Source organism: Streptomyces sp. NPDC057438, assembly GCF_042802995.1.
Lineage (GTDB): Bacteria > Actinomycetota > Actinomycetes > Streptomycetales > Streptomycetaceae > Streptomyces.
Genome location: NZ_JBHVDD010000056.1, coordinates 15,170 through 29,704, shown reverse-complemented (window position 1 = coordinate 29,704; position 14,535 = coordinate 15,170). Strand labels below are relative to the sequence as shown.

Sequence of the window (14,535 nt, the reverse complement as noted above, 5' to 3'; positions counted from 1 at the left end):
CCCGCGCCCCCCGCCCCGGCACTGGAGAAGCATCATGACCGAGCAGCAGCCCTGGATCATCGTCGGATTCGTCAACATCCTCCCCTACATCAAGGAGTTCGCCCCCAACTCCGTGATCGTCATCGACGAACCGGACGTGATCCGCAAGCAGGACGTCAAGCAGGCCCTCGAAGGCGCCGCGATACTCCGCGAACTGATCGAGTGGGAGTACCAGCTCCCCGCCGCCGCCGACGAGTTCTACACCACCTACCCCGACCTCGCCCCGGCCGTCGTGGCCCCCCTGGTCGAGTACGCCACGCCGTTCGCGGCCCGGCTCGCCGAGCGGTACGGCCTGCCCGGGGCGGGCGCCGGAGCGGCCGCCCTCATGCGGGACAAGTCGCTGCTGCGCCGGGTCACCCGGGCCGCGGGTGTCCCCAACCCGGCGTCCCGGGAGGTCACCTCCCCGGACGAGGTACGGGAGTTCGCGGCCGCCCACCCCGGCTCGCTGGTCCTCAAGCCCGCCAACCGGCAGGCCTCCGTCGGCACCAAGGTGCTGCACTCGCTGGACGACCTGGACGCGGCCTGGGTGGAGTGCACCAGCCAGGACGAGGGCGACCGGGTGCCGGACCGGGAGCGCGAACTGCGGATGATCATCGAGCAGTACGTCCGCGGCGCGGAGTACAGCGTCGAACTGCTGGTCCGTGAGGGCGAGACGCTGTTCTCCAACGTCACCGGCAAGCTGCTCTTCCCCGGCCCGCGCCCCGTCGAGCTGGGCCACACGGTGCCCGCCGCCGGCCTCCCCGACGACCTGAACGACCTGATGGTGTCCCAGACCGAGCAGGTGCTGCGCGCGGTCGGGTTCGGCAGCGGCATGGTGCACTGCGAGTGGATCGTCAGCGACGGCCGCCCGTACCTGGTGGAGTGCGCCGGCCGGTTCCCCGGCGACGGCATCCCGATGCTGATCGAGGAGGCGTACGGGATCGATCTGGCGGGGGCGTTCTACACCGTCATGCGGGGCCTGCGCCCGGAGCCGCTGCCGCGGAAGGCTGCGGGCGGCGCCGCGGTCCGTTTCATGGAGGCGGCGCCCGGCGAGGTGGTGTCGGTCGACGGCGCCGAGGAGGCCGGCCGGAGGGACGACGTCCTCTCCCTCTCGCTGCACCTGAAGCCCGGGGACACCGTGCGGGAACTGCAGAGCTCCTGGGACCGCGTGGGCTCGGTGATGACCAGGGGAGCCACGTCGGCGGACGCCCTGCGCACGGCCGAGGAGACGGTCGACTCGATCCGGATCACCACCGTCTGAGCACACCCGCGCCACGCACGCCGATGCGACCGGGGGCCTGACCAGGCCCCCGCTTCGCGCTTTCCCCCGCCGGACAAGGTGCCCCGGAGCCCGGCCCACCCGGCCCGCTCCGTGAAAGGGGCTCTCAGTACGTTCCGGGGCGTCGTCCCGCGACCCCGGCCCGCGCGGTGAGCTGTGTCGGCATGCGTGTCCGGGGCGGGCAACGCAAGGCCAGGTTCGGGCGCTGCCCGTGCCGCCGGCATCGCTGCCGTGCCGAACTGCAACCGGGCGGTTCCGAAGGCTCGCCTGTGGTCTTCGACCAGAGGACACCGGACGGCGTGGCGGCGCACAGGCGCTTCGTCGGTGACCGCGCTCGATCCAGGCGTCCAGGTGCAGGGCTTCAGCTCCGATGCTGGTGGTGTCTTCGGGGCCGGTGTGGTGGCTGGTCGGCGACGACCAGGCGCTCGTGATCGACGCCGCCCACGACGCGGACGCCCTCGCGCAGGCGATCGGCGACCGCCGGCTGACGGCCATCGTGTGCGCCCACGCCCACCACGACCACATCGACGCCGCTCCCGCCCTCGCCGACCGCACCGGCGCGCCGATCCTCCTGCACCTGGACGACCGTGTGCGGCCGGCTTCCTTCGCTGCGGCAGGCCCAGGGGAAGCAGCCGTCGACCACCCGTTCGTTCCCGGGAGTGCTGCAGGATCTCCAGTCCGAGCAGCCGACCCGCCGCACGGAGGCACCACCCGGTGCGAAATACTCCCCCGGTGAGTTCACGCACTTCCGCGATCAGCCGGCCGATCACGATACGGAGGGCCGTCGCGCGGGATGCCAGACGGCTCACACGGCTCGTGCGTGGCTCAGGCGCCTACGCGGGTAAGTACGCAGCCGCAGTCGCGGGCTACCGGGTCGGTCCTGATTACATCGAGGCCCACCGCGCCTTCGTGGCCGTCGGCGCCGACGAGCATGGAGCCCGGGTCCTCGGGTTCTACTCGCTCGTCCTCGCTCCACCGGAGCTCGACCTGCTGTTCGTCGCTGACGAGGCGCAAGGACGTGGCATTGGACGGCTGCTCGTCGCGCACATGCAGTCCGAGGCCCGTGCCGCCGGGCTCGACCGTGTCCACGTCGTGTCGCATCGTCCCGCCGAGGACTTCTACCACCGCGTCGGTGCAGTGCGGACCGGGACCGCGCTCGCGAACCCGCCCGCCGTACCGTGGGACCGTCCCGAATTCGAGTTTCGCATTCCTTCGGAATGACACGGCCGCCGTGGCTCGGTCGGCGACGCCACGCTCAGCCCGACGTGCTGCGCGGCGGTGGGGCACGGCGAGCGCCGGACTGAGCCTCGGAGCTGTTAGAACCATCCAACGACCACCGGCGAGGCGGATTACCTCATCCTCGACCGCACGTAAATCTGCACCAGTCACAGTAGACTTTTGACGGCGGTGTGGTTATGGTTTCTCTCGTAGCCGAGATCGAGCGAGTCAGGCAGAGATGAACTGCCGGGCAGCAGTACGCAGTTGCAGGACGGTGCGGTGGTGGAGTTCCGAAGCCAGAGCGGTTGCAGGACGGTGACGGGACTGACGACCGGACCGGGCGGCCCGCAGTGATCAGGGGCTGCCACGAGCAGTACCGCAGTGGCAGTACCGGTAAGTGAAGGTTCGCAGTACCCAGCAGTGAAGTCAGTGGCAGTACCTCGGTGAAGGCGTCGGCTGCGGGCGCGCGCACCGGGAGGTTCGGCAGTGGGGTTCCAAGCCGGAGCGGACGCAGGACGGGCGACGGGGCTGGCTGCCGAAGAGTGGCGCTGTTCGAGGTCACCAGTAGTGAACAGTTGATCAAGAGGGAAGAACGGAGGAGCGAGCACCATCAGGATCGCCCGGGCGGAAGTCTTGGGCCCGGGTACCGCAGGACATCGACAGTGAGGTGGTCTCCGGTCAGGCAACCGCGATCCCCGCACCCCCGACGGCATCTCGGTCGGGTCTGCGGAAACAGAAGGCCGGTGCACTATCAGGGCCGGCAGATGGTGTAGCAGTTCCTTCGGGGCCCTGGTGCCAGTACGGCGCCAGGGCCCCTCGACGCGTTCCACGGAGAGGTGCCATAACAGCAGACGACACGTTCTGCTGACTCACATGCCCGACCTCGATGCCCGCCGGCCGTGGAACCGGGGACAGTGCTGTGGCTCAGGCGTCGATGATGACGGGGATGATGAGGGGCTTGCGGCGGTGGGTGCGGAACGCCCAGTTCGCCACGGCGCGGGCGACGAGTTGTTCGAGCTGATGCGCGTCCCCGACGCCCTCCTTGGCCGCTGTGGCCAGGGTCTTCTCGATGACCGGGATGACCGACTCGAAGGTCGTGTCGTCGTGGACGAAGCCGCGGGCCAGGAAGTCGGGGGCCTCCGCGAGGGCTCCGGTGTCCGCGTCCACGATCGCCACGACCGTGACCACGCCTTCGGCGGCGAGGGTGAGGCGGTCCTTGAGGGACGCTTCGGTGGCGCCGCCGACTTCCATGCCGTCCACGTAGACGTTGCCGGCGGGGACCTTGCCGGTGATGGACGCGCGCCCGTCGACGAGGTCCACGACGACGCCGTCCTCGGCGATGACGACCCGGTCGGGGTCGACGCCGGTGCGGATGGCGAGGTCGCCGTTGGCTCGCAGGTGGCGCCATTCGCCGTGCACGGGCATCACGTTGCGGGGCTTGACGATGTTGTAGCAGTAGACGAGTTCGCCTGCGCTGGCGTGCCCGGAGACGTGCACCTTGGCATTGCCCTTGTGGACCACGTGGGCGCCCCACCGGGTGAGTCCGTTGATCACCCGGTAGATGGCGTTTTCGTTGCCGGGGATGAGGGAGCTGGCGAGCAGGACGGTGTCGTCCTTGCCGATGCGGATCATGTGGTCACGGTTGGCCATCCGTGACAGCGCGGCCATCGGTTCGCCTTGGGAACCGGTGCACACCAGAGTGATCTTGTGGTCCGGGAGTTTCTCCAGCTCCTTCGTGCTGACGACGAGACCGGAGGGGACCTTCAAGTAGCCCAGATCACGGGCGATGCCCATGTTGCGGACCATCGACCGGCCGACGAAGGCGACCTTCCGGCCGTGCTGGTGGGCGGCGTCCAGGACCTGCTGGATGCGGTGCACGTGGCTGGCGAAGCTGGAGACGATGACCCGGCGCGGTGCGGTGCGCATCACCTGCTCGATCGCCGGGTTCAGTTCACGCTCGGAGGTGGTGAAGCCGGGTACTTCGGCGTTCGTGGAGTCGGTGAGGAACAGGTCCACACCCTCCTCGCCGAGGCGGGCGAAGGCGCGCAGATCGGTGATGCGGTCGTCGAGAGGGAACTGGTCCATCTTGAAGTCCCCGGTGTGCAGCACCATCCCGGCCCGGGTGCGGATCGCGACCGCGAGGCTGTCCGGGATGGAGTGGTTGACCGCCACGAACTCGCAGTCGAAGGGCCCGAAGCCACGCCGGTCGTTCTCCCGCACCCGAACCGTGCGCGGCCGGATGCCGTGTTCCTTGAGCTTGGCCTCCAGGAACGCCAGCGTCAGCTTGGAGCCGACGACGGGAATGTCGGACCGCTCGCGCAGCAGGTACGGCACGCCGCCGATGTGGTCCTCGTGACCGTGGGTGAGGACAACGGCCACGATGTCGTCCAGCCGGTCCCGGATAGAGGTGAAGTCCGGCAGGATGACGTCCACGCCGGGCTGGGTCTCCTCGGGGAACAGCACGCCGCAGTCGACGATGAGCAGCTTGCCGGCGTGCTCGAAGACGGTCATGTTGCGGCCGATCTCACCCAGGCCGCCCAGGGCGACGATCCGCAGCCCTCCTGCGGGAAGGGGCGGGGCGGCTTTCAGCTCGGGGTGCGGATGACTCATACCCAGACGGTACCCGGAGAGTGGGACGGCATGATCCATCGCCTGTGTGATCTCTTCTTCCCGATGGAGCGGTGCGTCCGCAACGGGTCCCCGGGACGATCGGATCACGTCGGCGGACGGCCCGGGCAGGCCATCACGGCCGCTGAAGCATCGAGGCTGCGTGTGATGTCGACCTTCACGGCCCGTTGGGGTCGGCCGGAGTCGGATTCAGGGTGTTCCATGAGGGATTGTGTGTATTCTGCGCTCCCGGGCCGGGCCCCGACGGTGGGGAGAATCGGCGGGCGCTGTCCTGCGGCGGGGTCTGACTCCTGAGATCTCCTTGCTGACGATCAGGTGGCATCACGGTTCAGACCGCCCGAGCAGACAGGTGTCGGGCGCCCCGAAACACCACCACGCGCGAGGCGCATGACCGTGACGACCAGAAGTGAACGGCCCGACGGTACGACCCGTCGTCTGCTCGGAAGTCGGACCCGCTCGATACGCAGGCCGCCGCGCGGGCCGTGCTCGGCGGTCGCGCCCTTCCCGTCAGCGCCCGCGCCAAGACTGGCGACGGCCCGGTGCAGAGCGCCCGGACGCCCAGGAATGGCTCCAGCCACGCATGCAGGGACGGGTACCAGCTGCCCGCCCCTGCACGGCGTGAGTGGGGCGCACCCACCGACGTGGCCACCTCATGCACGCCTGTGCGACGGGCTCCGCCGAAGCGTCCACCACCCGGGCCAGGTTCCGGAATCCCCGTCAGCTCGGAGTAGGCCCTTTGTGGAGAGTGTCGGCCGTGCGGTCGCCAAGGTGGGGGGCGAGCAGGGATGCCCGCGCCGTCTCACGCCGAAGTGCGTGGGTGATGGCGCGCGCCTCGATGCCCGCCTGACGCAGGACGCCCGTGAGGGGATTGGTGTACCCGGCGAAGTACAGGCGCGGGGCTTCCGGATGGGTCTGTGCCCCCACGGCGAGGGGTTGCCCGGCTTCGTCGAGTACGCCCAGGGACCCGACCAGGTCGTGCAGGCCGGGCCGGTAGCCGGTGGCTGCGATCACCGTGTCGGGTCGCAGTCGGGTGCCGTCGCCCAGCATCACGTCGGGGCCGTCGAACGCCTGGACGGCCGCGACCGGCTCGACCCGCCCGGACCGGACGGCGTCCACGAAGCCGTGGTCGAGCACCGGATTGACATCTTCGCGGGCATTGCGGGTGTACAGGCCCGTGCGGGGCCGCGGCAGTCCCTGCGACGTCAGGTCGGGCACGGCGAGACGCTGCGTGAGCAGGGAGATGCGGTCGCGCCACGCGAGCGGGAGGGCCTCCGTCAGCCGACCGACCGCATGCCATCGGGCGCTGGAGCGGGGCAGGATGTTGGGTGGCGTACGGACCGCGATCCGTACCCGCTCGGCTCCGGCCCCGGCCAGGACGCTCGCGATCTCGGTACCGCTGTTGCCGGCCCCGACCACCAGGACGTGCTGCCCGCGGTAGAGCGCCGGAGAGCGGTACTGGGCCGAGTGCAGCAGCGTGCCGGTGAAGGTCGAACGCCCGGGCCACTGGGGGAGGTTCGGAGTATGGCAGCGGCCGGTGGCCACCACGACAGCGCCGGTGGGCAACGGGCCGTCAGGGGTGTGGACCAGCCACCGTGTTCCCCGGCCGGGCTCGGCCCGTTCGATGCGCTGCACCGGGGTGGCCACCCGGACGTCGAGCCGGTGATGGGCGACGTAGCGCTCCAGGTATCGGACGTAGTCGTCCCGGCTCACCCATGGGCCCGCCTGGCGGGGCACCGGCAGGCCCGGGAGTTTGGAGGTGCCGGGGGTGGTGTGCAGACTCAGATGGTCATATCGCTGCGTCCAGTTCGCTCCTACGCGGTCCGCCTTTTCCAGGATCACGGTCGCCACTCCGGCGCGGCGCAGTAGCGCGGCGGCCGCGAGGCCATGGGGACCGGCTCCGATCACGATCGTGGGTGCGTGGAAGTCTGGCTGTGGTGTCGGGGGCATCGCCTTCTACAACGGCATGTGGCGCCGCACGTCACGCCCGACCTGGAGGCGCAAGGCCTGTGAAGCGGCGATGCTCATGCGGTGATCGCCGTTACACCAGCGGTACGGACTCGTTGAACCGCGCACCAGCGTCGGCGGCGTGCGGGCGATCGGTCCGCCGGGACCGGACCGTCCGGGGCGGGCACGGCTGACCGGCCAAACCCGGATGAGGCAGGTAGGTGTTGATCTGCCGGTGGGTCCTCTGCGGGCCGACGCGCTACGCCCATCCGACCTCACGAGGGGCTGATGTGCAGATGGCAACGACGCGTCACCGGCCACGGCTTCGGATCAGCGGAGTGTGCAAGGCGTACGGCGGCAGGCAGGTCCTGCGCGACGTCGACCTCGAGGTACCCGCCGGGACGCTGGTAGGAGTCGTCGGTGAGAACGGGGCCGGCAAGAGCACGCTGCTGCAGATCGCCGTAGGACACCTCGCACCCGACCGCGGAACGGTGACTCGGGCCGGGGCTGTGGGTTACTGCCCGCAACGAGCGGTACTGAACGAAGCGTTCACCGTCGGGCAGCACCTGAGGCTGTTCCAGATGGCCTACCGGCTGCCGGCGCTCGAGCGCACCGACGAGCTGATGGAGCTGCTGGCGCTGACCGGCTGCCGACGACAGCAGGTCGGCGAGCTCAGCGGCGGCACGCGACAGAAGCTGAACCTGCTGATCGCACTCATGCACGATCCGCAGTTGCTGGTTCTGGACGAGCCCTACCAGGGCTTTGACTGGGACACCCATCAGCGGTTCTGGACCCTGGCCGCCGAACTGCGCGATCAGGGCCGGTCGGTCATCGTGGTCTCGCATCTGCTGCACGAACTGCACCACTTCGACGCGATCGCTCATCTGCGTGAAGGGCGTCTGCACTTCGAGGAGACCAACCGTTGAGGCTCTCCTGGACGGCGTTCGCCGAACTACTGCGCTGCACTCTGCTGGGCCACCTGCGCAACCGGCTGGCCTTGGCCCTGGCGGTGGCGTTCATCCCGCTCTGGATCGCCGTGGCCCGCCTGTGCACCTCCGACAAGGTGGTGCGCATCTGGCTGGACGCCCTCAGCGCCTCCGCCTCCGCCCCGGCCAGCCAGGTGGGCCAGGTGGCCAGTGCGCTGGGCGCCGTCACCATGGTCGTCGGCTTCATCACCTTCACGGAGACCTTCCAGTCCCGGCAGATGGACCGCCGTCTGCTGCTGGCCGGCTACCCCCGTCTTCCGATGTTGCTGGCCAAACTCGCTGCCGTCGCCCTCACCGCCGCCCTGCTGGCCTTCTACACGACGATCCTGCTGTGGATCTCCCTGCCCGTGCGCCACACAGGGCCCCTGGGGCTCGCCCTTGCAGCGGCGGGCCTCGCCTACGGCGGGATCGGCCTTCTGCTCGGCTCCCTGGTCCGCGGCGAGCTGGAGGGCTTCTTCCTCATCGTCATGCTCAGCCTGGTCGACACCGGCCTGCAGAATCCCGTGTTCAACACACTCATGGATGTGGCGGGCGTGTCCGCGCTTCCTCTGTACGGCGTGAACCAGCTCGCACTGAGCTCAGTCCTCACCCCACACATCCCCTGGTCCCACGGCCTGCTCTCCCTCACCTGGTCCGCAGCGACCGGCGCCCTGGCACTGCTACTCCTCCACACCCATCGGCCTTCCCGCGCCCCGCGGTCCCACTGGACGTGAGTCCAGGCAGGACGATCACGGTGAGGACGGTTCCCCCGGGCCCTTTCACGGGTGTCCTGGCCGTCGCCACGGGCCAGGCGGACCTGCGGGAGCCACGACCAACCGCGCTTTTGCACCGCCTCGCGCGCGGCCGTACCGTCCTCGCCCGCGGCGGTCGTGCCCGGCTGCGCGGCGGTACTGAAGGCCCCCGGCCGCCGCCCGAGTCGCAGGCAGGGAGCCTTCTCGCCGGAGTGAAGCGATGTTTCTCACAATCGTCGAGTCCCGGCGCGCAGTTGTACAGTGAAGAACGCCCTTGACCTGCAGCAAGCAGGCAGGGAGCCGTCTTCCAGGAGTCCACGATGCTGCGCACTTTGATGAAGTCCAAGATCCACCGAGCCACCGTCACCCAGGCCGACCTGCACTACGTAGGGTCCGTGACCATCGACGCCGACCTGCTGGACGCCGCCGACCTGCTGCCCGGCGAGCTGGTGCACATCGTCGACGTCACCAACGGTGCCCGCCTGGAGACGTACGTCATCGAGGGCGAGCGCGGGTCGGGGGTGGTCGGGATCAACGGTGCCGCGGCCCATCTCGTCCACCCCGGGGACCTGGTGATCATCATCAGTTACGCTCAGGTCTCCGACGCCGAGGCCCGCGCCCTGGAGCCCAGGATCGTGCACGTCGACCGCGGCAACCGGATCGTGGCCTTGGGCTCGGACGCCGCCGAGCCGGTGCCGGGTTCGGACCAGCGGCGCAACCCGCGGGCCGTCACCGCCTGAGGCCACGCGCGAGCGCCCGGCGTCCCCGATCCGTACGCGAGGAGTGCCATGAGCGACGCAGAGATCCGTGACGACCGGGCGGCTGGCCGCCTCGAAGCCTTCGCCGGTGACGAACTGGCCGGTCACATCCAGTACTTCGTCCTCGAAGCCCCACGCCGCGCGCTCGTCCCGGTCCACACGATCGTCGAGTCCGCGCACGAGGGGAAGGGCGTCGCGGGCTCGCTGGCCAGGGAGCTGTACGGCATCGCGGCCCGGGAGGGCGTCGTCGTCGCACCGCTGTGTCCGTACGTCGTCAAGTGGGCCGAACGCCATCCCGAGGAGGCCCCGGCCGCCGATCCGGAGCTGCTGCGGGCGGCGAAGGACTGGCTGATCGCCCACCCCGAGGGCTTCTGAGGGGCGGGTCGGCGGGAGCGGTCGCGGCGGCTCGGCCGGCCGGGTGACTGCCCGTGCGGGCGACGGGTACCCGTGGCAGTGGTCCTAGGACCGACGTACCCCATGGCTGGAGGACGCGATGACGTACCCCGACCGGGACCCCGTGCACCCGGACCCCGTCCCGGGCCCCGACCGCCCGGAACCCCTTCCGCAGCCCCCGTTCCCCGACCCCGTCCCCACCCCGGACCCCCGCCCAGTCCCCACCCCGGACCCGATCCCGCAGCCCCCGGGCCCGGAGCCGGTGCCGGGGGAACCCGGGCCGGGGCCGCTGTCCTGAGAGCGGACGAGGACGCGAAACGGCCCGGCGTGGAGGACCTCCACGCCGGGCCGCATCGTCATGATCAGGGGCGCGCGGCCGTCACCCGCGCGGCGCCGCCGCGCGGGCGCGACCGGCCGGACACGGCCGGCGGCCGTCTCCCCTCGGGCGTTCTAGGCCTCGACCTCGGACCGGCCCTGCCCCCACAGCGTGTGGAACGACCCCTCGCGGTCCACCCGTCGGTAGGTGTGCGCCCCGAAGTAGTCCCGCTGCCCCTGCGTGAGCGCGGCGGGCAGCCGCTCGGCACGCAGCGCGTCGTAGTACGCCAGCGCCGCCGCGAACCCGGGCGTCGGCACACCCTGGCGCGTGGCCGCCACCAGCACCTCGCGCCAGTCGTCCTGCGCCGCCGCGATCTCCTGGGCGAACGCGTCGTCGGAGAGCAGGCTCGGCAGGTCGGGCCGGGCGTCGTACGCGGCCCGGATGCGGTCGAGGAAGGCCGCGCGGATGATGCAGCCGCCCCGCCAGATCGACGCCACCTTGCCGAGGTCGATGTTCCAGTCGTACTCGTCGCGGGCCGCGTCGATCTCGTGGAAGCCCTGGGTGTACGACACGATCTTGGAGGCGTACAGCGCCTGCTCGACCCGGTCGGCGAAGGCCCCCGCCTCGGCCGCGCTCAGCGGGGTGGCCTTGGGGCCGGCCAGCGAGCGGGAGGCGTCGCGCAGCGCGGCGTGGCCCGACAGGGAGCGCGCGAAGACGGCCTCGGCGATGCCGGAGACAGGGACGCCGAGGTCCAGCGCGATCTGGACGGTCCAGCGGCCGGTGCCCTTCTGTTCCGCCTGGTCGACGACCACGTCCACGAACGGCTTGCCGGTGTCCGCGTCCACGTGCGCCAGCACCTCGGCCGTGATCTCGATCAGGTACGAGTCGAGACGGCCGGTGTTCCAGGTGCGGAAGATCTCCGCGATCTGCGCGGGGCTGTATCCGGCCACGTCGCGCAGCAGCTGGTACGCCTCGCCGATGAGCTGCATGTCGGCGTACTCGATGCCGTTGTGGACCATCTTCACGAAGTGCCCCGCGCCGTCCGGCCCCACGTGCGTGACGCACGGCGCGCCGTCGGCGGCCTTCGCGGAGATCTTCTCCAGCATCGGGCCGAGGGAGTCGTACGACTCGACCGGACCGCCCGGCATGATGCTCGGGCCGTTGAGCGCGCCCTCCTCGCCGCCGGAGATGCCCGCGCCGACGAAGTGGATGCCCTGCTCGCGCAGCGCGGCCTCACGGCGGCGGGTGTCGGCGAAGTGCGCGTTGCCACCGTCGATGATCATGTCGCCGGGCTCCAGGAGCGGCGCGAACTCCTCGATCACCGCGTCCGTCGGCCCGCCCGCCTTCACCATGACGACCAGGCGCCGGGGGCGCTCCAGCGCCTGGACGAAGTCCTTGGCGGTCTCGGCCGCGATGAAGTCGCCCTCGTGCCCGTGCTCCTCGATCAGCGCGTGGGTCTTCGCCGCGGAGCGGTTGTGGACGGCGACCGTGTAGCCGTTGCGGGCGAAGTTGCGGGCGAGGTTGCTCCCCATGACCGCGAGGCCGGTGACGCCGATCTGGGCTGAAGTGCTCATACGGTTGGCTCCTATGGATCCTGATATCGGTGGTGCCGTTCCTGCCCGCCAGTATTGTCCTTGCGGCCATCCTGACGTGCACCGGCCCCGTCCGCACTGCGCGGTCTGCCGGGCTTGAGTACGCAGGAAGCGCCCTGCCTGCCTCAATGGGGAGCGCAACCCGGTCGTTTGCGCGCCGCCCCTGCTCACTCGCGCGCCGGACGAGGGCACTTACGCGCCGGAGCAGGTCGCATACCCGCCACGCGCGGTGCCAGAGCGGCTGAATTTTCGTCTTGTCCTGGCCGGTTCAAGGCCCTTACTTTTGCGGCTCATGGCATAGGCGAGGGGGGCTCTCCATGGCCGCAAGCGGTCGGCACCGTCGGTACCAGCCGAACAGGATCAACCGCGCCTCACTCACCGTCACGGCGGGCGGCGCGGGGATGGCGCTCCCGCTGATCGGCACCGGGGCCGCGGAGGCCGCCGACGTCGAGACCTGGGACAAGGTCGCGGCCTGCGAGTCCACCAACGACTGGAACATCAACAGCGGGAACGGGTACTACGGTGGACTCCAGTTCAGCCAGTCCACCTGGGAGGCCTTCGGGGGCACGGCCTACGCCGCCCGCGCGGACCTCGCCACCAAGGAACAGCAGATCGCGATCGCCGAGAAGGTCCTCGACGGGCAGGGCCCCGACGCCTGGCCGGTGTGCTCGGGCCGCGCGGGCCTCACGATCGGCGACGTGAAACCGCAGACCACGCCCCAGTCGCAGGCGGGCAAGGTCGAGATGTACACGGTCGTGCGGGGCGACACCCTCTCCGGGATCGCCGACTCCGAGGACGTGCGGGGCGGCTGGCGCAAGCTCTACGAGAACAACCGCAGAACCATCGGCTCCGACCCGGACGTGATCATCCCCGGCCAGCGGCTGAGTCTGCACTCGGCCGGCCAGAAGAAGGAGCAGAGGAAAGAGCAGAAGCAGGACAGCAGGCAGGAGAAGAAGCAGGTCCACAAGGAGCAGAAGGGCGGCAAGCAGCAGACGTCCGAGAAGCGGCAGCAGTCCGGCTCCTTCGTCGCGCCGGTCAGCGCCTCCCTCGGCACGCCCTACCGCGCCTCGGGTTCCTCCTGGTCGAAGGGGTATCACACGGGCGTCGACTTTCCCGTGTCGACCGGCAGCTCCGTGAAGTCCGTGGCCGCCGGGCAGGTCGTCTCCGCGGGCTGGGGCGGGTCCTTCGGCTACGAGGTGGTCGTCCGGCACGCCGACGGCCGCTACACGCAGTACGCCCATCTGTCGGCGATCTCCGTCAGATCCGGCCAGAGCGTGAGCGCCGGTCAGCGCATCGGGCGCTCCGGCTCCACCGGCAACAGCTCGGGCCCGCATCTGCACTTCGAGGTGCGGACGGGGCCCGGCTTCGGCAGCGACATCGACCCGATCGCCTATCTGCGGGCCGGCGGAGTCCGGATCTGACGCCCCGCACGGGGTCCGACGTGGTGCGGGAGGCCCGGTCCGGGCCTCCCGCTCAGGATTTCACGCGGTCACGATGCCGGTCGAGGAGCGCCCGGGGCACGTACAGCTCACCGTGGAACGGCTGCAGCAGCAGACCGGACGGGGCGTCCTCCTCCCCGGCCGTGCTCCTCCCGAGGAACGGGGCCGGTACGACCACACGCTCGTCCAGGCCGATCGCGTAGCCGGCGTCGGGGACCGCCTCCGCGGTCCGCCGCGGCAGCCCCGCGAGCAGCTCCTCCAGGGTCTGGGAGTCCCGGTCGGACTCCGGGCCGGATGCCGTGACCGCCGTGACCGTGACGTCCTCGTCCGCGCGTTCGGCCGCGATCTCGGTGGCGAGGCGCTCGGTGGTCAGCAGGATCAGACCGCCCGCCGCGACGACACCGCAGCCCAGCGCGAGCAGGGTGCCGGTCGTGCCGTAGCGGAACGTCTCACCGAACATCGTGATGCCGACCGCGGCCGCCACCACCGGGTTCACCACGGTGAGCGTGGCCAGCGGGGCCGCGAGACCGCCGCCCCGGTAGGCGGCCTGGGAGAGCAGCAGACCGGCCGTCGCGAAGGCGCCTATGACCGCGAGGGTCGGCAGGTCCGCGAGCGCGACGCCGTCGGTCCAGTCGACGGCGACCGTCTTGGTGAAGACCGAGGACATGCCGAACGCGACACCGGAGGCCACCGCCAGCAGGATGCTGCGCACCGCCGGGTGCCGGTGCGCGGCACGGCCCGCCACCGTCAGCGCCGCCACCGCACCACCGCTGACCACGGCCACCAGCACCCGCTGGGCCGTGTCGAGCGACCGCGCGTCGGCCGAGCCCACCAGGGAGAGCAGGCCCGCGAGACCCACCGTCGCCATGATCGCGCCCCGCCAGGCCGTGGCCCCTGCCCTGCGGCCCACGAACAGCGCCGCCATGGGCAGGGCGAACACGATGGTCAGTGCGCCCAGCGGCTGCACCAGGCTCAGCGGGCCGTAGGCCAGCGCCACCACGTGCAGCAGGCCGCCGAGGCCGTTCAGTCCGACGGCGGCCCACCACACGGGCCGGCGCAACGGAGCGAAGGACCGGCCGGAGGAGGACACCGCCACCCGCTCCTGGACGATCGCCCCTCCCGCGTACGCCACGGCGGAGACGAACGACAGCAGCACGGACAACGCGAGGGCATTCATGAGGTGCTCCTCGACGCGGCGCGGGGGCTCCGGGCCCGGCGCGGTGAACGCTCGGC

General features: G+C 70.8%; 11 protein-coding genes and 1 pseudogene. 8 read left to right on the top strand and 4 right to left on the bottom strand.

The window, feature by feature from the left end; all coding sequences use genetic code 11:
- Positions 1-34 precede the first annotated feature (34 nt).
- The 3 genes and pseudogenes from ACFU5F_RS26635 (at position 35) to ACFU5F_RS26625 (ending at position 2,518) form a co-directional block, all read left to right on the top strand.
- Positions 35-1,279 carry an ATP-grasp domain-containing protein gene (locus ACFU5F_RS26635; protein ID WP_383892088.1) on the top strand — a complete coding sequence of 415 codons (1,245 nt, stop codon included), beginning with the start codon at positions 35-37 and terminating at the stop codon, positions 1,277-1,279.
- Positions 1,280-1,697: 418 nt separating this feature from the next.
- Positions 1,698-1,883: pseudogene (locus ACFU5F_RS26630) on the top strand (MBL fold metallo-hydrolase); the annotation flags it as partial.
- Between the two features lie 146 nt (positions 1,884-2,029).
- On the top strand, positions 2,030-2,518 hold the full coding sequence (locus ACFU5F_RS26625; protein ID WP_383892085.1) for a GNAT family N-acetyltransferase: 489 nt from the start codon (positions 2,030-2,032) through the stop codon (positions 2,516-2,518).
- Between the two features lie 921 nt (positions 2,519-3,439).
- Here the strand turns inward: ACFU5F_RS26625 and ACFU5F_RS26620 are convergent.
- Positions 3,440-5,125 (bottom strand): ribonuclease J, encoded by a 1,686-nt coding sequence (locus ACFU5F_RS26620; RefSeq protein ID WP_383892082.1) that lies wholly within the window; start codon positions 5,123-5,125, stop codon positions 3,440-3,442.
- 735 nt (positions 5,126-5,860) lie between these two features.
- A complete protein-coding gene (locus ACFU5F_RS26615) occupies positions 5,861-7,090 on the bottom strand; it encodes a flavin-containing monooxygenase (protein WP_383892079.1) in 1,230 nt (409 codons plus the stop codon).
- A 293-nt stretch (positions 7,091-7,383) separates the two neighbouring features.
- Here ACFU5F_RS26615 and ACFU5F_RS26610 point away from each other — a divergent pair, with 293 nt between their 5' ends.
- From ACFU5F_RS26610 to ACFU5F_RS26595, 4 genes are all read left to right on the top strand, one after another.
- Complete coding sequence (locus tag ACFU5F_RS26610) at positions 7,384-8,013, top strand: ABC transporter ATP-binding protein (RefSeq protein WP_383892076.1); 630 nt, start codon at positions 7,384-7,386, stop codon at positions 8,011-8,013.
- Positions 8,010-8,786: a hypothetical protein gene (locus tag ACFU5F_RS26605; protein WP_383892073.1), complete on the top strand. Its 777-nt coding sequence runs from the start codon at positions 8,010-8,012 to the stop codon at positions 8,784-8,786. The genes ACFU5F_RS26610 and ACFU5F_RS26605 overlap by 4 nt, the downstream gene beginning before the upstream one ends.
- A 338-nt stretch (positions 8,787-9,124) precedes the next feature.
- Positions 9,125-9,544, top strand: a complete 420-nt coding sequence (panD, locus tag ACFU5F_RS26600) for an aspartate 1-decarboxylase (RefSeq protein WP_383892070.1) — start codon at positions 9,125-9,127, stop codon at positions 9,542-9,544.
- Positions 9,545-9,592: 48 nt separating this feature from the next.
- Complete coding sequence (locus ACFU5F_RS26595; RefSeq protein ID WP_383892067.1) at positions 9,593-9,937, top strand: GNAT family N-acetyltransferase; 345 nt, start codon at positions 9,593-9,595, stop codon at positions 9,935-9,937.
- Positions 9,938-10,405: 468 nt separating this feature from the next.
- On the opposite strand, the gene gndA is transcribed toward ACFU5F_RS26595, so the two are convergent.
- Positions 10,406-11,845: an NADP-dependent phosphogluconate dehydrogenase gene (gndA, locus tag ACFU5F_RS26590; protein WP_383892064.1), complete on the bottom strand. Its 1,440-nt coding sequence runs from the start codon at positions 11,843-11,845 to the stop codon at positions 10,406-10,408.
- A 335-nt stretch (positions 11,846-12,180) separates the two neighbouring features.
- On the opposite strand from gndA, the gene ACFU5F_RS26585 reads away from it, so the two are divergent.
- Positions 12,181-13,284: a transglycosylase family protein gene (locus ACFU5F_RS26585; protein ID WP_383892061.1), complete on the top strand. Its 1,104-nt coding sequence runs from the start codon at positions 12,181-12,183 to the stop codon at positions 13,282-13,284.
- A 52-nt stretch (positions 13,285-13,336) separates the two neighbouring features.
- On the opposite strand, the gene ACFU5F_RS26580 is transcribed toward ACFU5F_RS26585, so the two are convergent.
- A complete protein-coding gene (locus ACFU5F_RS26580; protein WP_383892058.1) occupies positions 13,337-14,479 on the bottom strand; it encodes a DMT family transporter in 1,143 nt (380 codons plus the stop codon).
- Positions 14,480-14,535 lie beyond the last annotated feature (56 nt).